The organism is Streptomyces sp. PA03-3a, from assembly GCF_033792735.1.
Lineage (GTDB): Bacteria > Actinomycetota > Actinomycetes > Streptomycetales > Streptomycetaceae > Actinacidiphila.
The window spans coordinates 1-20,213 of the sequence record NZ_JARAVM010000052.1; the positions used below are offsets into that span (position 1 = coordinate 1).

The following is a 20,213-nucleotide window of genomic DNA, read 5'->3' on the forward strand; positions in this document are numbered from 1 at the left end:
GAAACGCCCGGTTACATTCCGAACCCGGAAGCTAAGCCTTTCAGCGCCGATGGTACTGCAGGGGGGACCCTGTGGGAGAGTAGGACGCCGCCGAACAATTCTTGTAAAGCCCGTCGCCGGAGCCTCTCAGAGGCCCGGCGGCGGGCTTTTTCATGCCCTGATGTAAGGTCGGGTGGAATCATCGGAGCGTACGTTCAACAGGAGGGGCCCCCGGTGGAGGTCCAGGAGACAAGGGTGCAGACGGATCGCGTCTTCACGATCCCCAACATCCTGAGTATGGCACGGCTGTTGGGCGTGCCCGTGTTCCTGTGGCTCATCCTGTGGCCGGAGTTCGGCGGTCCGAAGGTCGACGGCTGGGCGCTGCTCGTGCTCGCCCTGAGCGGTGTCAGCGACTACCTGGACGGGAAGCTCGCACGCCGCTGGAACCAGATCAGCAGCCTCGGCCGGGTGCTGGACCCGGCCGCGGACCGGCTCTACATCGTCTCCACGATCATCGGCCTGACCTGGCGCGGGATCCTACCGTGGTGGCTGACGGCCATCCTGGTGGCCCGGGACGCCGTCATGGGCGTGATGATCCTGGTCATGCGCCGGCACGGCTGGGGTCCGCCGCAGGTCAACTTCATGGGCAAGGCCGCCACCTTCAATCTGATGTACGCCTTCCCGTTGCTGCTGCTGAGCGACGGCGACGGGTGGCTGAGCACGCTCGCTGCTATTTTCGGATGGGCGTTCGCCGGATGGGGTACAACGCTGTATTGGTGGGCAGGGATCCTCTACGTGGTCCAGGTCCGCCGACTCGTCAGGGCGGACGCCACGGCCGATTGAGCCCGCGTACCCGGCAGGAGAACCTCCGGCCGGGTGCCCCGCGCGTGACCGGCGGTCCGGGGGACCGCGACGGTCCGCGCAAGAGAGAGTACGGGTGACGTCGGCAAGACAGTCGTCTCTTTGAGGAGGACGCTTCCGACATGAAGGCCGTCGTGATGGCCGGCGGCGAGGGCACGCGCCTTCGCCCGATGACCTCGAGCATGCCCAAGCCGCTGCTGCCGGTCGTGAATCAGCCGATCATGCAGCATGTGCTCAAGCTGCTCAAGCGGCACGGTCTGACCGAGACCGTGGTGACCGTGCAGTTCCTCGCCTCCCTCGTCAAGAACTACTTCGGCGACGGCGAGGAACTCGGCATGGAGCTCACCTACGCGAACGAGGAGAAGCCACTCGGCACCGCCGGCAGCGTCAAGAACGCCGAGGACGCACTGAAGGACGATTCGTTCCTGGTGATCTCGGGTGACGCCCTGACCGATTTCGACCTCACCGAGCTGATCAACTTCCACAAGGAGAAGGGCGCGCTGGTCACGGTCTGCCTGACCCGGGTGCCCAACCCCCTCGAGTTCGGCATCACCATCGTCGACGAGGAAGGCAAGGTCGAGCGCTTCCTCGAGAAGCCGACCTGGGGCCAGGTCTTCTCCGACACGGTGAACACCGGCATCTACGTCATGGAGCCCGAGGTCTTCGACTATGTCGAGCCCGATGTCTCCGTGGACTGGTCCGGTGACGTCTTCCCGCAGCTGATGAAGGAAGGCAAGCCCATCTACGGCTACATCGCCGAGGGCTACTGGGAGGACGTGGGCACCCACGAGAGCTACATCAAGGCGCAGGCGGACGTCCTCGAGGGAAAGGTGGACGTCGATCTCGAGGGCTTCGAGATCTCGCCCGGCGTCTGGGTCGCCGAGGGTGCGGAGGTCCACCCGGACGCGACGCTTCGCGGTCCGCTGTACGTCGGTGACTACGCCAAGGTCGAGGCCGGGGCCGAGCTGCGCGAGCACACGGTGATCGGCTCCAACGTCGTCGTGAAGTCGGGCGCCTTCCTGCACAAGGCCGTGGTCCACGACAACGTCTACATCGGGCCCCAGACCAATCTGCGCGGCTGCGTCATCGGCAAGAACACCGACGTCATGCGCGCGGCGCGGATCGACGACGGCGCGGTCATCGGCGACGAGTGCCTGATCGGCGAGGAGTCGATCATCGCGGGCGACGTCCGGGTGTACCCGTTCAAGACCATCGAGGCCGGCGCCTTCGTGAACACCTCGGTCATCTGGGAGTCCAGGGGCCAGGCGAACCTCTTCGGCGCGCGGGGCGTCTCCGGCATCCTGAACGTGGAGATCACCCCGGAACTGGCCGTGCGACTGGCGGGCGCGTACGCGACGACGCTCAAGAAGGGCGCCACCGTCACCACAGCCCGTGACCACTCCCGTGGTGCGCGTGCGCTCAAGCGGGCGGTGATCTCGGCGCTCCAGGCCAGCGCGATCGACGTGCGCGACCTGGAGAATGTGCCGATGCCCGTGGCGAGGCAGCAGACCGCCCGCGGCAGCGCCGGCGGCATCATGATCCGGACGAGCCCGGGCATCCCCGACTCGGTCGACATCATGTTCTTCGACGAACGCGGCGCCGACCTGTCGGCGGCCGGGCAGCGCAAGCTGGACCGCGTCTTCGCGCGCCAGGAGTACCGCCGGGCGTTCCCCGGTGAGATCGGCGACCTGAACTTCCCGGCGAGCGTCTTCGACTCCTACACCGGCGCGCTGCTGAGGGCCGTGGACACCTCGGGCATCGCCGAGGCGGGGCTCAAGGTCGTGGTCGACGCCGCGAACGGCAGTGCGGGCCTCGTCCTGCCGAGCCTGCTCGGCCGGCTCGGGGTGGACTCGTTGACGATCAACCCCGGCCTCAATGAGGCCAGACCGACCGAGACCGCGGACAGCCGGCGGGCCGGCCTGGTCCGGCTCGGGGAGATCGTGGCCTCCTCGCGGGCCGCATTCGGTGTGCGCTTCGACCCGGTGGGCGAGCGGCTGTCGCTGGTGGACGAGCGCGGCAAGATCATCGAGGACGACCGGGCCCTGCTGGTCCTGCTCGACCTGGTCGCCGCCGAGCGCCGCAGCGGCCGGGTGGCGCTCCCCGTGACGACGACACGCGTCGCCGAGCAGGTCGCGGCGTACCACGGCACGCAGGTGGAGTGGACGACGACCTCGCCCGACGACCTGACCCGGGTCGGCCGGCAGGACACGACCATCTTCGGCGGTGACGGCAAGGGCGGCCTCATCGTCCCGGAGTTCAGCAGCGTCTTCGACGGCGCGGCGGCCTTCGTCCGGCTGATCGGCCTGGTGGCGCGTACGCAGCTCACCCTGAGCCAGATCGACGCCCGCATCCCCCGTGCCCATGTCCTCAAGCGGGACCTGGCGACGCCGTGGGCGGTCAAGGGCATGGTCATGCGCCGCGTGGTCGAGGAGGCGGGCGACCGCAGCGTCGACACCACCGACGGCGTGCGCGTGGTCGAGGCGGACGGCCGCTGGGTGATGGTGCTGCCCGATCCGGCCGAGGCGGTCACACACCTGTGGGCGGAGGGCCCGGACGACGCCTCCGCGCAGGCACTGCTCGACGAGTGGGCGGGGATCGTGGACAGCGCGGGCCGCTGACCGAGCCCCGGCGACGGCTCACGGGCCCCTCCCGACGCGACGAACGGCGCGTCGGGAGGGGCCCGTTCGAGGTCGGTGGCGGGGACGTGCGACGATGTGCGGCATGCCGCAGCAGCACCCCGATCGGAGCAGCGCCCCTGGGAGGGCCGTGACCCGGCGCCCGGACGCCTCCATGTCGCTGCTGAACAACGTCATGGAGCACAGCCTCGACGACGGGTACGCCGAGGCCGCCGCCCGCCGGGGTGCCACGGGCACGTCGCGTCTGCCCGGGACGCTGCGGGGCCGGCTGGTGCTCGCACTGGGCTTGGTGCTGGCCGCCGTGGTGGTCACCATAGGCGCGGCGCAGACGCAGGTGGCGGCCCCGACGCTGGCCAAGGAGCGGCAGAAGCTCATCGACCGCATCCAGTCCGAGACCCGTACCGCCGACGAGCTGCAGAAGAGCGTGGACGAGCTGCGCGACGACGTGGCGGCCAGGCAGCGGCAGGCGCTCAACGACCAGGACGGCGAGGCGGAGCGCGTGGCGCTGCTCGCCGGGGCGACGCCGGTCACGGGGCCGGGGATCGAGCTGGAGGTCAACGACGCCAAGGAGGCCTCGTCGGGCGGCGGCAACGATCCGCGTACGACCAGTGACTTCACGGACACCGGCCGCGTGCGCGACCGGGACATGCAGCGCGTCGTCAACGGCCTGTGGGCGTCGGGGGCGGAGGCCATCTCCATCAACGGGCAGCGGCTGACGTCGTTGTCGGCCATCCGTGCCGCGGGTGACGCCATACTGGTCGACAACCGGCCGCTGGTACCGCCCTACACGGTGTTGGCGATCGGGGACCCGCAGAAGCTGAGCACGTCCTTCCTGGACAGTGCGGACGGGCAGTACCTGCACGTCCTGCAGGAGAACTACGGGATCCGTACGCGCATCTCCGAGAAGGAGAAGCTGGAACTGCCCGCGGCTCCGAGCCTGATCATCCGCTCCGCGACCCCGGTCCCGTCGACCGGGCCGTCGTCGAGCGCATCCGGAAATGGGAAGGGTACGAATTGATCGCCGTACTGGGCCTGATCGTTGGAGTGGTGGTGGGCCTGGTGGTCCGCCCCGTGGTGCCGACGGTGGTCGAGCCCTACCTCCCGATCGCCGTGGTCGCCGCGCTCGACGCCGTCTTCGGCGGTCTGCGGGCCATGCTCGACGGGATCTTCGACGACAAGGTCTTCGTGGTCTCCTTCCTCTCCAACGTCGTCGTGGCCGCGCTGATCGTCTTCCTGGGCGACAAGCTGGGGGTGGGTGCGCAGCTCTCCACGGGTGTGGTCGTCGTCCTCGGCATCCGCATCTTCTCCAACGCCGCGGCGATCCGCCGCCATGTCTTCCGGGCGTGACAGCACGATGAGCGACGAGAGCGACCAGACGCCGGAGCGCCCGGAGACGTCGCGCCCCGGCACTCCCGGCGAGCCCGCGGAACCGCGCAGGCCGGCGGGGCACGCCGGGCCCGAGCGGCCCGAGCCGCCCTTCCGGCCGGAGCCGTCCTGGCGCCCCGAGCCCCCGGCCCGCCAGGAGCTGCCCGCCGCCGGACCGATGCCGCCCACCGCACCGGCGGACGCGGGGCCTTCCGCGCCGGGTCGGCAGCAGCCGTCGCCGGACGCGGGGGGACCCGTGGGTCCCGCGCCCGTGACCGGCCGGCAACGCCTCAAGTCGGGGCTGTGGCCGCCGCGGGTGTCCCGGGCCCAGCTGATCGTCGCGTTGCTGCTGTTCGTGCTGGGCCTCGGCCTGGCCATCCAGGTCCGCTCGACCAGCGACACCGGCGCGCTGCGCGGCGCCCGCCAGGAGGACCTGGTGCGCATCCTGGACGAGCTGGACAACCGCTCGCAGCGACTGGGCGACGAGCGGCGGCGCCTTGAGGAGCAGCGCACGGAGCTGGAGAACAGCTCCGACCAGGCCGAGGAGGCCCGCAGGCAGACCGAGCAGAAGGCCGAGCAGCTCGGGGTGCTGGCCGGCACGGTCGCCGTCGAGGGGCCCGGGATCACGCTGACCGTCAACGACCCCCAGGGCGGGGTCGAGGCCGACATGCTCCTCGACGCGCTCCAGGAGCTGCGCGCCGCGGGAGCGGAGGCGATCCAGATCAACGACGTGCGGGTCGTCGCCGACACGTACTTCACCCAGGGGTCGGGCGGTGTGCAGATCGACGGGCACAAGGTGAGCGCGCCCTACCGCTTCAAGGTCATCGGTAATCCACAAGATCTCGAACCCGCGCTGAACATCCCGGGCGGCGTGGTACAGACTTTGGAGAAGGAGCAGGCCACAGCGGACGTGGCACGATCGGAGAAGATCGTTGTCGACGCCTTGCGGCCGTCGGAGCAGCCTGACTACGCTCAGTCGTCAACCCGGTGATGCGGGGGCGAGTGAGGTATGCGGGGGAGGGCGGGAGAATGCGGGGGGTCGCCGCACCGTTGGGGTGGTGCGTGAGAGAAACTGTGTGTTGGTCGTGACTGAGGGTTCGTCCTGCCCCACGGGCGGGTCTGTGTCGTTCAAGGGGAATCGCCCGTGAAGTTGTTCGGTAAGTGGTTCGGCAAGAGTTCGCGTCCGGCTGGTGACAGCCCGACCGCGCGTCACCGCGCGCCGCGGCACGTGCAGGGGGAGGGGCCGGGCGAGGAGCGCCCGCTGTTCCGTGACGAGGCCGCTGCTCCGGGCGGTGACATTTCGGGCGGTCCTGGTGCGGTTTCTGTTGACCCTGCGGCTGCGGGGCGCATAGGTTTCCAGCAACCATCAGCCTCTAGCACGGGTGGAGGGTCCTTGCCGGTCTGTGCGCGGTGCGGGTTCCAGAACGCGGAAGCGAGCCGTTTCTGCTCCAACTGTGGCGCGCCGTTGCGCGCCGGGGTGCCGTCCGAGCGTGCCTCCGAGACCACGTCCACGATCTCCATCTCCGGGATCGAGGCGTACGAGGCCGAGGCGACGGGGCAGACCGTGCTGCCGGCGCTGTCCCCGGAGGCCCAGGCCGCGGTCGACGCGCTGCCCCCGGGCTCCGCGCTGCTGGTGGTGCGCCGTGGCCCCAACTCGGGGAGCCGCTTCCTCCTGGACGGTGAGCTGACCACGGCCGGCCGCCACCCGGAGAGCGACATCTTCCTGGACGACGTCACCGTCTCGCGGCGTCACGTGGAGTTCCGGCGCCAGCAGGACGGTTCCTTCACGGTCTCCGACGTCGGCAGCCTCAACGGCACCTACGTCAACCGGGAGCGGATCGACTCGGTGACCCTGTCCAGTGGCGACGAGGTACAGATCGGCAAGTACCGACTGGTCTTCTACGCGAGCCAGTGGGGCGCCTGACCCCCGCGAGGGAAGGTTCATGCTTCTTACACCGTCGGGCGGTGCCGGCAACGGCACCGCCACCGCGGACGACCGGCTGCTGAGCATCGGAGCGGTGCTCAACGAGTTGCGGGAGGAGTTCCCCGAGGTCACCATCTCCAAGATCCGTTTCCTGGAGGCGGAGGGGCTGGTGGAGCCGCAGCGCACTCCGTCGGGGTACCGGAAGTTCACCGTCCGGGATGTGGAGCGGCTCGGGCACGTGCTGCGCATGCAGCGCGACCACTATCTTCCGCTCAAAGTGATCCGCGAGCACGTCGACGCCCTCGACCGCGGCGAGCCGCTGCCGCTGCCCGTCCCGTCCTCCGGGGAGTCCCGGGAACTGATCGAGGTCGGCGCGATCGAGCGGGAGGCGCCGGCCGCGCTGCGCATCGGCCGGGACGAACTGCTGGCCGCGACGGGTGCCGAACCGGGTGAGCTCGCCCAGTGGGAGGCGTACGGGCTGGTGGAGGCCGGTCCTGACGGCGACTATGACGCCGAAACGGTGAACATCGCCAAGATCGTGGCCGATCTGGGCCGTTTCGGGCTCGAACCGCGTCACCTGCGCGCGATGAAGGCCGCCGCCGAGCGTGAGGCCGGTCTGGTCGAGCAGGTGGTCGCGCCCCTGCGCAGGCACCGCAATCCGCAGACCAGGACGCACGCGGAGGCCACCGCGCGGGAGCTGGCGGCGCTGTCGGTGCGCCTGCACGCGGCGCTGGTGCAGTCCGCGCTCAGGGTGCGGCTCTTCTGAGCCGAGGTGGCCGGGACACGCCCGGTCGGCGGCCGGCCGGGCCCGTCCCGACTACCCAAACCTGCCGGGCACGGCCTAGGGTTGCTGTGTGAACGAGCTCGACGTCGTGGGTGTCCGGGTCGAAATGCCCTCCAACCAGCCGATTGTGCTCCTGCGGGAAGTGGGAGGCGACCGCTACCTGCCCATCTGGATCGGGCCGGGGGAGGCCACCGCCATCGCTTTCGCGCAGCAGGGCATGACGCCCGCGCGGCCGCTGACCCATGATCTGTTCAAGGACGTGCTCGAGGCCGTCGGCCAGACGCTGACAGAGGTCCGGATCACCGACCTCCGCGACGGCGTCTTCTACGCGGAGCTGGTGTTCGCCAGCGGCGTGGAGGTGAGCGCCCGTCCCTCGGATGCCATAGCGCTGGCGCTCCGCACCGGAACCCCCATCTACGGGAGCGACGGTGTCCTGGACGACGCCGGCATCGCCATTCCCGACGAGCAGGAGGACGAGGTCGAGAAGTTCCGCGAGTTCCTCGACCAGATCTCGCCCGAGGACTTCGGCACCAGCAGTCAATGAGGGGCCGCCGAGGCCATTCGTCCAGCCCTACCCTCACCGTGGACACGGAAAACCACCTCTGGGGTTGATATCACTCGGCGTGCCGAGCGTGGCGATCGTTGACGCACCCGGAGTGACTGCCTACCGTCGAGAAGGAAAGTCCCGATGGCACGTGCGCGTGCCCTGAGGGGTGCGAAGGGACGGGAGGTCGGCGTGAGAAGCACCGGCGACGGTACGGCCTTCGGCGGCCCGTATCCGATGCGCGGGGCCCTGGCCCGCAACGCCGCGACGCCCCCCGGAGGGGGTTCGGGCGACACCTCGGGACAGCTGCCGGAGGGGGCCGGCGAACGGGTCGGCTATCGGGGGCCCACCGCCTGCGCGGCGACCGGCATCACCTACCGCCAGCTCGACTACTGGGCGCGTACCGGGCTCGTGGAGCCCAGCATCCGGCCCGCGTACGGCTCGGGGACGCAGCGGCTGTACAGCTTCCGGGACGTCGTGGTCCTCAAGATCGTCAAGCGGCTCCTCGACACGGGCGTGTCCCTGCAGAACATCCGCACCGCCGTGCAGCACCTGCGGTCCAGCGGGCCCGCGGAACTCACCCGTATGACGCTGATGAGCGACGGGGCGACGGTGTACGAGTGCACCTCGCCCGACGAGGTCGTCGACCTGCTCCAGGGCGGTCAGGGGATCTTCGGGATCGCCGTGGGGGTGGTGTGGCGGGACGTCGAGGGCGCCCTGTCGCAACTGCACTCCGAGCGGGTCGACACCGGGGAGACCCTGGTCGGGCACAACCCGGGCGACGAGCTGGCACGGCGCCGCAACCGCGCGGGCTGACCGGGCCGGACCGGCCGCGCCCCATCCGTCCGCCGTACACACGTACGGCGGATGTCGGACCAATGGTGCACCATCGGTGACTGTGAGAAGCGCGCCGACCATCCTCCACCTCGACATGGACGCGTTCTTCGCCGCCGTCGAGCAGGCCGCGAAGCCGAGTCTGCGGGGCAAGCCGGTCATCGTGGGGGGTGTCGGGCCGCGCGGGGTGGTGGCGACCGCGTCGTACGAGGCCCGGGTGCACGGGGTGCACTCGGCCATGGCCATGGCCCACGCGCGCAGGCTGTGCCCCAACGCCGCCTACCTCGTTCCGCGCTTCGCGGTCTACCGGCAGATCAGCGACACCGTGATGGAGCTGCTGTCGAGGCTTTCGCCGCTGGTCGAGCCGCTCAGCCTGGACGAGGCCTTCGTGGACCTGGAGGCGGGCGGGATCGCGGACGACCCGCGCGCGGTGGGGGAGCGGCTGAGGGCGGACATCAGGGCGGCGACGGGGGTCACCGGTTCCGTGGGGCTCGCGGGCTCCAAGCTGATCGCCAAGATCGCCTCGGAGCAGGCCAAGCCGGACGGCCTGGTGCTCATCGAGCCCGGCACCGAGCGTGAGCTGCTGGCCCCCATGCAGGTCCGCACGCTGCCCGGCGTGGGTCCCGCGACGGCGGAGCACCTGCGGAGAGCGGGCATTCTCATGGTCGGCGAGGTGGTGGAGGCGGGGGAGGCCGAGCTGGTGCGGCTGCTCGGCAAGGCTCACGGCGCCCATGTGTACGGGATGGCCCTGGCTATCGACGAGCGGCCGGTGGTCGCCGACCGGGAGAGCAAGTCGGTCTCGGTCGAGGACACCTTCGACGTGGACCTCACCGACCGGGTACGGGTCCGGCTGGAGGTGGACCGCCTGGCCGACCGCTGCGTGCGACGGCTCCGCTCCGCCGGCCGCTCGGGCCGCACGGTGGTGCTGAAGGTGCGGCGCTACGACTTCACGACGCTGACCCGCTCGGAGACGCTGCGCGCCCCGACCGACGACCTGGCGGTGGTCCGGGAGACCGCGGCCCGGCTGCTGGAGGCCGTCGACATCACCGGCGGCGTCCGGCTGCTCGGGGTCGGTGTCGCCGGGCTCGCCGACTTCACACAGGAGGACCTGTTCGCCCAGGCGGCGGAACGGGTGGAGGAGAGCGCCGCGGAGGAGGATTCCGGTGCGTCGCAGGGGGTGCCGGAGCGGCCCGCGGAGGTACCCCGGGAGCCTGCGCCGCAGGAGCGGCGCTGGGTGCCCGGCCAGGACGTACGGCACAGCGAGTACGGCGCCGGATGGGTGCAGGGCAGCGGCGTCGGCAGGGTCACCGTGCGCTTCGAGGAACCGGGTTCGGTGGCGCCGGGGCGGGTGCGAACCTTCGCGGTGGACGACACGGAGCTGGAGCCGTCCGAGCCGCTCCCGCTGGTGTTATCGGGCCTGCCGGCGCTCCCGCGTCAGCTGTCGCCCGCCAGCGTGCCGAAGTCGCGGTCCGGCGGGGGCTCCGGCACCGGGCCGGACAGCGAGGGCCCGCTCATGCCGTAGTGGTGGTAGAGCTGGAGCTCCTGCTCGGGGGAGAGGTGCCGGCCCACGCCGAAGTCCGGGGCGTCCTTGATCAGTGCCTTGTCGAACGGCACGCGCAGCTCCTCCCCGGTGAACTCGCTCGGTTCCAGCGGCACGAACGCGTCACGGCTGAAGAGACCGGTGCGCACCGCAGCCCATTCGGGTTCCCCGGTGGCGTCGTCGAGGTACACCTCGTCGACGGTGCCGATCTTCATCCCGTTGCGGTCGAAGGCCCTGCGTCCGATGAGGCTGCGCGGATCGATACCGGTCTGCACGGTCCCTCCAACTGGTCGCGTTTAATCCTATTTAGGCACGAAAGGTGGCGGCTGTCACATGACTCGTTCCCTGACCGCGCTGGTACGCTGACAGCGGCTGCTGACCCCTTGCGGGAGAGTCCTGACGACGCGGGGAACCGCCCGTCGGGCGCCGAAGGAGCAAACCCTCCCCGGAATCTCTCAGGCATCCGTACCGCATGGGTGAGGTCACTCTGGAAAGCAGGAAAGGGCGGCACAAACTGTGCGCGGCCTGTTCCTCACCGACGGTGAAAGCCGCCCCGGCGCATGTGCGGGACGGTGAAGCTCTCAGGTTCAGATGACAGAGGGGGAGGCCGTGTCGCGCCAGACCAGGAGGCCTCCGCAGATGACCGCCAACCGCATCCCACTCTCCGAGCTGGAGCGCGGCATCCCCTTCGAGCAGCGTCACATCGGGCCCGACGCCGGTGCGCAGGCCAAGATGCTCGCGCAGGTCGGCTACGGCTCGCTGGACGAGCTGACCGCCGCAGCCGTCCCGGACGCGATCAAGAGCGCCGAGGCGCTCGGCCTGTCCGGCGCCCGCACCGAGCCCGAGGTCCTCGCCGAGCTGCGTTCGCTCGCCGACCGCAACCAGGTGCTGCGGCCGATGATCGGCCTCGGATACCACGGCACCTTCACCCCGCCGGTCATCCTGCGCAACGTCATGGAGAACCCCGCCTGGTACACGGCGTACACGCCCTACCAGCCGGAGATCTCCCAGGGCCGCCTGGAGGCCCTGCTGAACTTCCAGACGGTCGTCGCCGACCTCACCGGGCTTCCCACCTCCGGTGCCTCGCTGCTCGACGAGGGCACCGCGGCCGCCGAGGCGATGGCGCTCGCCCGCCGCGTCGGCAAGGTCAAGGACGGCGTCTTCCTGATCGACGCCGACACCTTCCCGCAGACCGTCGCCGTGATCGAGACCCGCGCCGAGCCGACCGGTGTCGAGGTCGTCGTCGCCGACCTCAGCGACGGCATCCCGGCGGAGATCGCCGAGCGGGGCGTCTTCGGCGTGCTGCTGCAGTACCCGGGCGCCTCCGGCGCCGTGCGCGACCTCAAGCCGGTCGTCGAGCAGGCCCACGGAATCGGTGCGATCGTCACCGTCGCCGCCGACCTGCTGGCCCTGACCGTGCTCACCTCCCCGGGCGAGCTCGGCGCCGACATCGCGGTCGGCACCACCCAGCGCTTCGGCGTGCCCATGGGCTTCGGCGGCCCGCACGCCGGCTACATGGCCGTCCGCGACACGTACGCCCGCAGCCTGCCGGGCCGCCTGGTCGGTGTCTCCGTCGACGCCGACGGGGACAGGGCCTACCGTCTGGCGCTGCAGACGCGTGAGCAGCACATCCGCCGCGAGAAGGCCACCAGCAACATCTGCACGGCGCAGGTGCTGCTGGCCGTCATGGCCGGGATGTACGCGGTCTACCACGGCCCCGACGGCCTGGCCCAGATCGCCCGCCGCACCCACCGCTACGCCGCGGTCCTCGCCGCCGGCCTGCGCGCCGGAGGCGTCGAGGTGACCACCGGCGCCTTCTTCGACACCGTCACCGCGCGTGTGCCCGGCCGTGCCGCAGAGGTGGTGGCCGCCGCCCGCGAGGCCGGGGTCAACCTGCGCGAGGTCGACGCCGACCTGGTCGGCATCGCCTGCGACGAGACCACCGGCCGCGCCGATCTCGCCGCGGTCTGGGGCGCCTTCGGCGTGACCGCCGACGTCGAGTCCCTGGACGCGGCGACCGAGGACGCGCTGCCCGCCGGCCTGGCCCGCGCGGTGGACTACCTGACCCACCCGGTCTTCCACCAGCACCGCTCCGAGACCGCGATGCTGCGCTACCTGCGCCGTCTCGCCGACCGCGACTACGCGCTGGACCGCGGCATGATCCCGCTGGGCTCCTGCACCATGAAGCTCAACGCGACCACCGAGATGGAGCCGGTCACCTGGCCCGAGTTCGGCGCGATGCACCCCTTCGCGCCGGCCGACCAGGCCGAGGGGTACCTGACCCTCATCCGTGAGCTGGAGGAGCGCCTCGCCGAGGTCACCGGCTACGACAAGGTCAGCCTCCAGCCGAACGCCGGCTCCCAGGGCGAGCTCGCCGGCCTGCTGGCCGTACGCGCCTACCACCGCGCGAACGGCGACAGCGGGCGCACGGTCTGCCTGATCCCGTCCTCCGCGCACGGCACCAACGCCGCCAGCGCCGTGATGGCCGGAATGAAGGTCGTCGTCGTCAAGACCGCCGGCGACGGCGAGGTCGACGTCGAGGACCTGCGCGCCAAGATCGAGCAGCACCGCGAGGAACTCGCCGTGCTGATGGTCACCTACCCCTCCACGCACGGTGTCTTCGAGGAGCACATCGGCGACATCTGCGCCGCGGTGCACGACGCGGGCGGCCAGGTCTACGTGGACGGCGCGAACCTCAACGCCCTGGTGGGCCTGGCGAAGCCCGGCCACTTCGGCGGCGACGTGTCGCACCTGAACCTGCACAAGACCTTCTGCATCCCGCACGGCGGCGGCGGTCCCGGCGTGGGCCCGGTCGCGGTCCGCGCCCACCTCGCCCCGTACCTGCCCAACCACCCGCTCCAGCCGTCCGCCGGCCCGGAGACGGGCGTCGGCCCGATCTCGGCCGCGCCGTGGGGCTCGGCCGGCATACTCCCGATCTCGTGGGCGTACGTGCGCCTCATGGGCGGCGAGGGCCTCAAGCGCGCCACCCAGGTCGCCGTGCTCAGCGCGAACTACATCGCCAAGCGCCTGGAGCCGCACTTCCCGGTGCTCTACACCGGTCCCGGCGGGCTCGTCGCGCACGAGTGCATCATCGACCTGCGCCCGCTGACCAAGGAGACGGGCGTGACGGTCGACGACGTGGCCAAGCGCCTGATCGACTACGGCTTCCACGCGCCGACGATGTCGTTCCCGGTGGCCGGGACGCTGATGATCGAGCCGACGGAGAGCGAGAACCTCGCGGAGCTGGACCGCTTCTGCGACACGATGATCGCGATCCGCGCCGAGGTCGAGCGGGTCGGCTCGGGGGAGTGGCCCAAGGACGACAACCCGCTGCGCAACGCCCCTCACACGGCCGCGGCCCTGGGCGGCGACTGGGAGCACCCGTACTCCCGTGAGGAGGCGGTCTTCCCCGCCGGTGTGTCGGCCGCGGACAAGTACTGGCCGCCGGTCCGCCGCATCGACGGCGCCTTCGGCGACCGCAATCTCGTCTGCTCCTGCCCTCCGCTCGAAGAGTACGACGCGTAAGGGCGGTTGACGCTCAAGGGTCGGCCCCGCTGCAGCAGCGGGGTCGGCCCTGTGTCGTTCCCGGCCCGGTCAGGCCGCCGTGACGATGTGCTCGCTGCCGAGCGGGCGGTGCGGGGCGATGATCTGCCCGTCGGGGAGCAGCTCACCGGTGTCCTCGAAGAGGAGGACGCCGTTGCACAGCAGGCTCCAGCCCTGCTCGGGGTGGCTGGCCATGATGTGGGCGGCCTCACGGTCGGGGCTGCCGGCGGACGGACACTGCGGCTGGTGCGGGCACATGGACGACGTCTTTCGCTGCGAGTGGTGTGAAGTACGGCTGCCTTGGGTAGGAACCTCAGTCATGCCGCTCCCCCGTTCAGTCGGTCGGTCCCAGTGTTGCTCTACTGAGGGATTTCCGCAGGGATTTCGCGTGAGCTGTCCTCGTTAGTTGGGGACGCATTCACTCTCGCGGGCGGTTGCCCGGACAATGCAACGCCTCCGTGACCGGACGGTCACGGAGGCGTGCGAGGTCGCCCCAGCCGGCAGTCTCAGGCGGTGGTGCCCAGCAGCGGTGGCGGAGCCAGCCGCAGGGTCAGCACCGGCACCAGGTCGGAGAGCCGGTGCATACGGTGCGCGGCGATCCCCGGCGGCGCCGGCGCCAGCGGGATCAGCAGGTCGGCGGGGGCCGGCTGCGCGGTGCCCGCGTCGGCCGCGACGTCCCCGTGCAGCCACAGCGTCAGCATGTAGAGCCCCGGTACCGAGAGCAGGTGCGGCTGGTAAGGGGTGGTGAGCGCGTCGGCCTGGCGCAGCGCGCGCTCGGTGGAGTCGAGGTAGGGGCCCTCGCAGAAGTGCGAGAACGCCCAGCCGTCCGGGGTGTCCACCGTCTCGCCCGCGGCGGCGACCTTCTCGCCGGTGCGGATGTGGAAGCGCCAGCCGGTCAGTCGCGCGCGCGGCAGTCCTCCCGGTTCGGTGATCACGGGGTCGAGGACGTGCAGCGGGAGCGGGTGCTCGGCGACCAGCGGCCCCGTGGCGTTGCGCAGCGAGGGGGTGCGGGCCTCGCGGACTGCGGTCGGGGAGCTCAGGGCGGCGAGAACGCTCCGCAGGGCGGGAGCGGGGGCTGGGGCTACCTGCAGCGGCATGGTGGGCGGCCTCTCATGAGGAGACACGGGGGTGCTCGGCGGGGTGCGGACAGCACTGTCAGCGATGGAGCAGACGACACGGCGGCAGGCCGGGACAGCCCGGATCCGTGAGGCGCGTGGGGGCGGCGACGAACGGAATCAGCGTGGGCATGCGGATCCCTTCCCGTGGCCGGTGCGTCGCGGGCGCGCGGCGGGTCGCGGAGGCTCTGCCTGTGAACGAAGGATATACGAGGTGTGTTCGCGCAGTGTTTCATCTAGCCGTCAGTGATATTACGGGCAAGGCGGTTCCAGGACACCCTGGGCAGGTAATTGCTCCCCGATTGCACCGTCGCTCACGCCGTGAACTGCGCTTTCCGTGTTACTGCGGATGGCTGAATCTCGTCGGTGTTTTTCACGAGAGGGCCGACGCCGGCATGTGAATTCCGTACGTGCCCGTGGAATGTGCCGCGAGACGGTGCTCGTGGCCAGCTTAGCGGCTCCGGACCGGGGCCGGGGGGCCTTATCGATCTCAGGGCTGGGCATGATGTGATCACGGCCCACTCGAGGAAGGACCTCCGATGGGGGAAAAGGTCGCGGCCACGGGGTTCGACCTGGCCGACCGCCAGCGGTACCGCAGGAAGCTCAAGCAGTGCCTGCTGGGGTTGGAACGACTGCTGGAGGAGAAGCGGTTCGACCGTCCCCGCAATCTCATGGGGCTGGAGATCGAACTCAATCTCACCGACCGCGACGGGCTGCCGCGCATGATGAACGAGGAGGTCCTCGAGCGCATCGCGAGCCGCGATTTCCAGACCGAGCTCGCGCAGTTCAACATTGAAGTGAACATCGCGCCGCACCGGCTTTCCGGCCGGGTCCTGGACCGTCTCGCCGAAGAGTTGCGCATGGGTCTTGGATATGCCGAGGGAAAGGCCCGCGAGGTCGGCGCGCGCATCGTCATGGTGGGAATCCTGCCCACCCTCGGCGCACAGGACCTGGTGGGTGCCAATCTCTCCCGCGTCGACCGCTACATGCTGCTGAACGACCGCATCCTGGCCGCCCGCGGCGAGGACATCACCCTCGACATCTCGGGGGTGGAGCGGCTGACCTGCGTCTCCGGCTCGATCGCCCCGGAGGCCGCGTGCACCTCGATGCAGATGCACCTCCAGGTCACCCCCGCGCGCTTCGCCGCGGTGTGGAACGCCGCGCAGGTCGTGGCCGGCCCGCAGGTGGCGCTCGGTGCCAACTCCCCGTTCCTGTTCGGCCGTGAGCTGTGGCGGGAGACCCGGCCCACCCTCTTCCAGCAGGCCACCGACACCCGGCCCGAGGAACACCGGGCCCAGGGCGTGCGCCCGCTGACCTGGTTCGGCGAACGGTGGATCGACTCCGCGTACGACCTCTTCGCGGAGAACGTGCGCTACTTCCCCTCCCTGCTGCCCATCTGCGAGGACGAGGACCCGCTGCACGTCCTCGACGAGGGCGGGGTGCCGCAACTGAAGGAACTCACGCTGCACAACGGCACGATCTACCGCTGGAACCGCCCCGTGTACGCGGTCGTCGACGGCGTGCCGCACCTGAGGGTGGAGAACCGGGTGATGCCGGCCGGGCCCACCGTCGCCGACGTGCTCGCCAACACCGCCTTCTACTACGGGCTCGTCCGCTCCCTCGCCGAGGCGTCGCGGCCCGTGTGGAGCCGGCTGCCGTTCGCGGCGGCCGCCGCGAACTTCGACGCCGCGTGCCGGTACGGCATCGACGCGGTGTTCACCTGGCCCCGGCCGGGGCGCGGCAGCGGTCTCATGGAGATCGGGGCCGTCGAGCTCGTCCTGGACGAACTGCTGCCGATGGCCGCCGCGGGACTGGACGCCTGGGGGATCGACCCGGTGGACCGGGACCACTACCTCGGCATCATCGAGGGCCGCTGCCGCAACCGCATGAACGGCGCCGAGTGGCAGGCCGTCGCCTTCCACCAGGAGCTGGACCGCGGGCTGGACCGGCAGCGGGCGCTGGCCGCGATGACCCTGCGCTACTGCGAGCTGATGCACACCGGCGCCCCCGTGCACGAGTGGCCGCGGGAACGCTGAGCCGCCGCCCGCGCCGTCGCACCGATGAGGCAGGATGGCGCGGGTGGAGGCATCTGAGGACAGGAATGCGGCGGAGCCGGGCGGGGCCGGGGCCGGCACGGTGGAGCGGCTCGCCCCGCGGACGCTGCGCAGCGAGACCCTTCTGGTGCTCGCGCTGTCGCTCGGGGCGAGCGCGCTCTCGGCACTGATCAGCTTCGTCGGGTCGCTGACCAAGCCCGGCGGACTCAAGGACCAGGCGGCCACCCTCGTCGGCTCGCAGGCGCCGGGCCGTCCGTGGCTGGACCTGTCCTGGCAGCTGTTCGGCGTCGCCACGGCGCTCGTCCCGGTCGCGCTCGTCGCCCATCTGCTGGCCCGCGAGGGAACGGGCATGCCGGCCATCGGTTTCGACCTGCGCCGCCCGCGGACCGACCTGCTGCGCGGCGCCGCCCTGGCCGCGGCCATCGGCGGCACCGGGCTGCTGTTCTATCTGGGCGCGCGCGCCTCCGGGTTCAACCTGACGGTCGTGCCGGAGTCGCTGCCCGACGTCTGGTGGAAGATCCCCGTGCTGATCGCCTCCGCGATCCAGAACGCCGTGCTCGAGGAGGTCGTCGTCGTCGGCTATCTTCTGCGCAGACTGGGCCAGTTGGGCTGGACCCCGGTCGGCGCGCTGGTGGCCAGCAGTGTGCTGCGCGGCTCGTACCACCTCTACCAGGGCATCGGCGGGCTCATCGGGAACATGGCGATGGGCGTCGTCTTCGTGCTGCTCTACCGGCGCTGGGGCCGGGTGGGGCCGCTGGTGGCGGCCCACGCGCTCATCGACATCGTGGCCTTCGTGGGCTACGCCCTGCTCGCCGGGAAGGTCGGCTGGCTGCCGACCGCCTGAGAACGCCCTACGGGTGGGCGTGCAGCTCGCCGTCGATCACGGTGACGGCACGGCCGCTGAGCCGTACGCGGTCGCCGCTCAGCACCGTGCGCACCAGGCCGGAACGCGCCGAGGCCTGCAGCCCGATGAGTGCGTCGCGGCCCAGACGCCGTGACCAGAACGGCGCCAGCGCCGTGTGGGCACTGCCGGTGACCGGGTCCTCGTCGATGCCGACGGCGGGGAAGAAGCCGCGTGAGACGAAGTCGTAGCCGGTCGTCGCCGGGGACTCGGCGGCGGCGGTCACGACGAGGCCGCGCCTGGAGGGCAGCGCGGCGACGGCGGCGATGTCGGGCGTGAGCGCCCGTACGGTCCTCTCGTCGACGACCTCCACCATCAGGTCGCCGACGTCGTCGCCGGTCTCGTGCACCGACAGCACGTCGGCGCCGATCGCCGCGGAGATCTCGCCCGTGACGACGACCGAGGTCAGCGGGGCGACCGGGAAGTCCATGGTGATGGTGCCGTCCTCGGCGGCGGTCGTGGTGAGGACGCCGCAGCGGGCGCCGAAGCGCACCGGGCCGCGGGCGGCGCCCGTGCTGTGCAGGATGTGCGCGGTGGCGAGCGTCGCGTGCCCGCACATGTTCACCTCGGCCCTGGGGGTGAACCAGCGCAGGGCCCAGTCCGTGTCCTGGGCGCCCGGCGTGGGATGGGCGAACGCGGTCTCGGAGAGGTTGACCTCCGCGGCGACCCGCTGGAGCCAGCCGTCCTCGGGGAAGCTGTCCGCGTCCAGCAGCAGCACGCCCGCGGGGTTGCCGGCGAAGGGGCGGTCGGTGAAGGCGTCGACGATACGGATCCGCATGTCGCGAGCCTACGGAGGCACGGACGCGAGCGGCCAGGGCCAATCGAGGGGTCGTGGCCCGCGCGGCGGGTGCCGCAGCCGGATCCGTGTCCCAACAGGGCGTGCGTCCGGCTGACTTGAGGCCGTGGCGTCGGTGCGCCCCGTGGCAGCCTCTCAGGCGGGCGGCGGGTCGTCGGACATCATCGGGGGCACCAGGGCGGCGTGCGCGGCGAGCACGGCACGGCAGCGCGCGCGTTCCGGATGATGGGCGTCCGGCTCCCGGAGGCGCACCGCATGCTCGTCTTCCGGATCGACCGGCTCGGCGAGTTCGGCCGCCACGGCGACGAGGTCGGTGAGGCCGGAGCGCACCGGGACATCAGGACACACGGCGAGGCGGATGACGAACGGCAGGGCGGCCGGTATCGCGGCGCCCATCCGGAAGACGCCGTCCAACAGGACGTCGGTGAGCGCCGCACGGCCTCGGGAGCGGCGCGTTCGTCGAACAGCGCGTGGAGGAGGGCAGGCAGCCCCGCGGGGCAGTCGGGGAGGTCGGCCCACGGCGCCTCGGTACAGCCGCGCAGCGCGGGGTACGTCGCACCGGCCCGCCCGGCGTCCGGATGGTCGCGGAGGAACCGGGCCACCATGGCCTCCTCGGCCGCGGTGTCGATCACCGCACAAGGCCGTCCGCCTTCCGATCACGTCGTGGTGTGGCCCGTGCCCGAACGGTACGGGAGACGACTGCGGGACGGTGCCCGGGCACCGTCCCGCAGTCACACTTTCAGGACGTGGCCGGGGGAGGGGCGAGCAGGGTCCCGAAGACCATCTGGAAGAAGTCCTCGAAGGCCTCGTCCGACCGGCCGGAACGCGCGGTGATCAGCGTTCCCTCCCAGGCGTTGAGCACGAACCGTGCCGTCCGCCCGGTGTCGAGGTCCGCCCGCAGCTCGCCGGCGCGCTGCGCCTCGGCGAGCGCGCCGGCGATCAGCGAGGCCCACACGCCGAGTGACGTGCGGACGCCCGCGCGGATCGTCTCGCTGTGGTCGGCGATCTCGGCGCCGAAGTTGCCGAACATGCAGCCCCGGGTGAAGTCCGCGTCCACGGTCTCGTCCCGCAGCATCTCGAAGTGCGCGCGCAGCCGGGCCAGCGGCGGGATTCCCGGTTCCGCCAGCTCGTGCGTCCGCCGGCCCGCGCCGTAGCGGTCGAGCGCGACGAGGGCCAGCGACTCCTTGCTGTCGAAGTGGTTGTAGAACGACCCCTTCGGCACTCCGGCCGCGTCCGTGATGTCCTTCACGCCCGCGGCGTTGTACCCCTTCGCGTGGAACTGCGCGACCGCCGCGTCGACGATCGCCTCGCGCATGCTCTGCCGGGCCATGGCGCCT

The 20,213-nt window shown here is 71.1% G+C and carries 19 protein-coding genes, 1 rRNA gene, 1 pseudogene and 2 riboswitches; of the genes and pseudogenes, 15 read left to right on the forward strand and 6 right to left on the reverse strand.

Annotated elements, in window-relative coordinates; translation table 11 throughout:
- From rrf to PV342_RS37300, 12 genes and pseudogenes are all read left to right on the forward strand, one after another.
- Window positions 1–96, forward strand: a 5S ribosomal RNA gene (gene rrf / locus PV342_RS37245); the annotation flags it as partial.
- A gap of 117 nt (window positions 97–213) precedes the next feature.
- Window positions 214–822, forward strand: coding sequence for a cardiolipin synthase ClsA (gene clsA / locus PV342_RS37250; RefSeq protein ID WP_500320578.1), 609 nt, complete (start codon window positions 214–216; stop codon window positions 820–822).
- A 140-nt stretch (window positions 823–962) separates the two neighbouring features.
- Window positions 963–3,458: a mannose-1-phosphate guanyltransferase gene (locus PV342_RS37255; protein ID WP_018558710.1), complete on the forward strand. Its 2,496-nt coding sequence runs from the start codon at window positions 963–965 to the stop codon at window positions 3,456–3,458.
- Window positions 3,459–3,552: 94 nt separating this feature from the next.
- Window positions 3,553–4,494 (forward strand): DUF881 domain-containing protein, encoded by a 942-nt coding sequence (locus tag PV342_RS37260; RefSeq protein ID WP_406262765.1) that lies wholly within the window; start codon window positions 3,553–3,555, stop codon window positions 4,492–4,494.
- Window positions 4,491–4,823, forward strand: coding sequence for a small basic family protein (locus PV342_RS37265; RefSeq protein ID WP_003984969.1), 333 nt, complete (start codon window positions 4,491–4,493; stop codon window positions 4,821–4,823). The genes PV342_RS37260 and PV342_RS37265 overlap by 4 nt, the downstream gene beginning before the upstream one ends.
- A gap of 7 nt (window positions 4,824–4,830) precedes the next feature.
- Window positions 4,831–5,832, forward strand: coding sequence for a DUF881 domain-containing protein (locus PV342_RS37270; protein WP_400808665.1), 1,002 nt, complete (start codon window positions 4,831–4,833; stop codon window positions 5,830–5,832).
- Between the two features lie 237 nt (window positions 5,833–6,069).
- Window positions 6,070–6,303, forward strand: a pseudogene (locus PV342_RS37275) (FHA domain-containing protein); the annotation flags it as partial.
- Window positions 6,304–6,318: 15 nt separating this feature from the next.
- Window positions 6,319–6,765, forward strand: a complete 447-nt coding sequence (locus tag PV342_RS37280; protein WP_324603862.1) for an FHA domain-containing protein — start codon at window positions 6,319–6,321, stop codon at window positions 6,763–6,765.
- Window positions 6,766–6,784: 19 nt separating this feature from the next.
- A complete protein-coding gene (ftsR, locus tag PV342_RS37285) occupies window positions 6,785–7,531 on the forward strand; it encodes a transcriptional regulator FtsR (protein WP_361012326.1) in 747 nt (248 codons plus the stop codon).
- A gap of 88 nt (window positions 7,532–7,619) precedes the next feature.
- Window positions 7,620–8,093: a bifunctional nuclease family protein gene (locus PV342_RS37290; protein WP_018558705.1), complete on the forward strand. Its 474-nt coding sequence runs from the start codon at window positions 7,620–7,622 to the stop codon at window positions 8,091–8,093.
- Between the two features lie 192 nt (window positions 8,094–8,285).
- A complete protein-coding gene (locus PV342_RS37295; protein ID WP_026250925.1) occupies window positions 8,286–8,909 on the forward strand; it encodes a MerR family transcriptional regulator in 624 nt (207 codons plus the stop codon).
- Between the two features lie 82 nt (window positions 8,910–8,991).
- Entirely contained in the window at window positions 8,992–10,449 is a 1,458-nt protein-coding gene (locus tag PV342_RS37300; protein ID WP_500320606.1) for a DNA polymerase IV, read from the forward strand.
- Here the strand turns inward: PV342_RS37300 and PV342_RS37305 are convergent.
- The gene (locus PV342_RS37305; protein WP_018558702.1) at window positions 10,362–10,742 is read right to left on the reverse strand and encodes a PRC-barrel domain-containing protein; all 381 of its coding nucleotides are present in this window, start codon (window positions 10,740–10,742) and stop codon (window positions 10,362–10,364) included. The two genes, PV342_RS37300 and PV342_RS37305, sit on opposite strands and share 88 nt — an antisense overlap.
- A 101-nt stretch (window positions 10,743–10,843) precedes the next feature.
- Window positions 10,844–10,948: riboswitch (glycine riboswitch) on the forward strand.
- Between the two features lie 4 nt (window positions 10,949–10,952).
- Window positions 10,953–11,067, forward strand: a riboswitch (glycine riboswitch).
- Between the two features lie 39 nt (window positions 11,068–11,106).
- Between PV342_RS37305 and gcvP the strand changes: the two genes are divergently transcribed.
- Window positions 11,107–13,992, forward strand: coding sequence for an aminomethyl-transferring glycine dehydrogenase (gcvP, locus tag PV342_RS37310; RefSeq protein WP_400808656.1), 2,886 nt, complete (start codon window positions 11,107–11,109; stop codon window positions 13,990–13,992).
- Between the two features lie 69 nt (window positions 13,993–14,061).
- Here gcvP and PV342_RS37315 read toward each other — a convergent pair whose 3' ends face one another.
- Window positions 14,062–14,268 carry a DUF5999 family protein gene (locus PV342_RS37315; protein ID WP_326578093.1) on the reverse strand — a complete coding sequence of 69 codons (207 nt, stop codon included), beginning with the start codon at window positions 14,266–14,268 and terminating at the stop codon, window positions 14,062–14,064.
- A gap of 248 nt (window positions 14,269–14,516) precedes the next feature.
- Complete coding sequence (locus PV342_RS37320) at window positions 14,517–15,107, reverse strand: hypothetical protein (protein ID WP_018558699.1); 591 nt, start codon at window positions 15,105–15,107, stop codon at window positions 14,517–14,519.
- A 557-nt stretch (window positions 15,108–15,664) separates the two neighbouring features.
- Between PV342_RS37320 and PV342_RS37325 the strand changes: the two genes are divergently transcribed.
- Complete coding sequence (locus PV342_RS37325) at window positions 15,665–17,161, forward strand: glutamate-cysteine ligase family protein (RefSeq protein WP_018558698.1); 1,497 nt, start codon at window positions 15,665–15,667, stop codon at window positions 17,159–17,161.
- Between the two features lie 34 nt (window positions 17,162–17,195).
- A complete protein-coding gene (locus tag PV342_RS37330) occupies window positions 17,196–18,023 on the forward strand; it encodes a CPBP family intramembrane glutamic endopeptidase (RefSeq protein WP_386997832.1) in 828 nt (275 codons plus the stop codon).
- A 7-nt stretch (window positions 18,024–18,030) separates the two neighbouring features.
- Here the strand turns inward: PV342_RS37330 and PV342_RS37335 are convergent, their stop codons facing one another.
- The 3 genes from PV342_RS37335 to PV342_RS37345 all read right to left on the reverse strand — a co-directional run bounded on the left by PV342_RS37335 (window position 18,031) and on the right by PV342_RS37345 (window position 20,206).
- Entirely contained in the window at window positions 18,031–18,858 is an 828-nt protein-coding gene (locus PV342_RS37335; protein ID WP_386997830.1) for a PhzF family phenazine biosynthesis protein, read from the reverse strand.
- A gap of 153 nt (window positions 18,859–19,011) precedes the next feature.
- Complete coding sequence (locus PV342_RS37340; RefSeq protein WP_400808650.1) at window positions 19,012–19,290, reverse strand: hypothetical protein; 279 nt, start codon at window positions 19,288–19,290, stop codon at window positions 19,012–19,014.
- A 325-nt stretch (window positions 19,291–19,615) separates the two neighbouring features.
- Window positions 19,616–20,206 carry a TetR/AcrR family transcriptional regulator gene (locus PV342_RS37345; RefSeq protein WP_391579085.1) on the reverse strand — a complete coding sequence of 197 codons (591 nt, stop codon included), beginning with the start codon at window positions 20,204–20,206 and terminating at the stop codon, window positions 19,616–19,618.
- Between the last annotated feature and the right edge of the window lie 7 nt (window positions 20,207–20,213).

What these genes read in the sequence shown, in the direction of transcription:
- PV342_RS37255 (WP_018558710.1), top strand. Translation starts at nt 963, where the DNA reads ATGAAGGCCGTCGTGATGGCCGGCGGCGAGGGCACGCGCCTTCGCCCG.
- PV342_RS37260 (WP_406262765.1), top strand. Translation starts at nt 3,553, where the DNA reads ATGTGCGGCATGCCGCAGCAGCACCCCGATCGGAGCAGCGCCCCTGGG.
- PV342_RS37270 (WP_400808665.1), top strand. Translation starts at nt 4,831, where the DNA reads ATGAGCGACGAGAGCGACCAGACGCCGGAGCGCCCGGAGACGTCGCGC.
- ftsR (WP_361012326.1), top strand. Translation starts at nt 6,785, where the DNA reads ATGCTTCTTACACCGTCGGGCGGTGCCGGCAACGGCACCGCCACCGCG.
- gcvP (WP_400808656.1), top strand. Translation starts at nt 11,107, where the DNA reads ATGACCGCCAACCGCATCCCACTCTCCGAGCTGGAGCGCGGCATCCCC.
- PV342_RS37315 (WP_326578093.1), bottom strand. Translation starts at nt 14,268, where the DNA reads ATGTGCCCGCACCAGCCGCAGTGTCCGTCCGCCGGCAGCCCCGACCGT.
- PV342_RS37320 (WP_018558699.1), bottom strand. Translation starts at nt 15,107, where the DNA reads ATGCCGCTGCAGGTAGCCCCAGCCCCCGCTCCCGCCCTGCGGAGCGTT.
- PV342_RS37325 (WP_018558698.1), top strand. Translation starts at nt 15,665, where the DNA reads ATGGGGGAAAAGGTCGCGGCCACGGGGTTCGACCTGGCCGACCGCCAG.
- PV342_RS37330 (WP_386997832.1), top strand. Translation starts at nt 17,196, where the DNA reads ATGGCGCGGGTGGAGGCATCTGAGGACAGGAATGCGGCGGAGCCGGGC.
- PV342_RS37335 (WP_386997830.1), bottom strand. Translation starts at nt 18,858, where the DNA reads ATGCGGATCCGTATCGTCGACGCCTTCACCGACCGCCCCTTCGCCGGC.
- PV342_RS37345 (WP_391579085.1), bottom strand. Translation starts at nt 20,206, where the DNA reads ATGGCCCGGCAGAGCATGCGCGAGGCGATCGTCGACGCGGCGGTCGCG.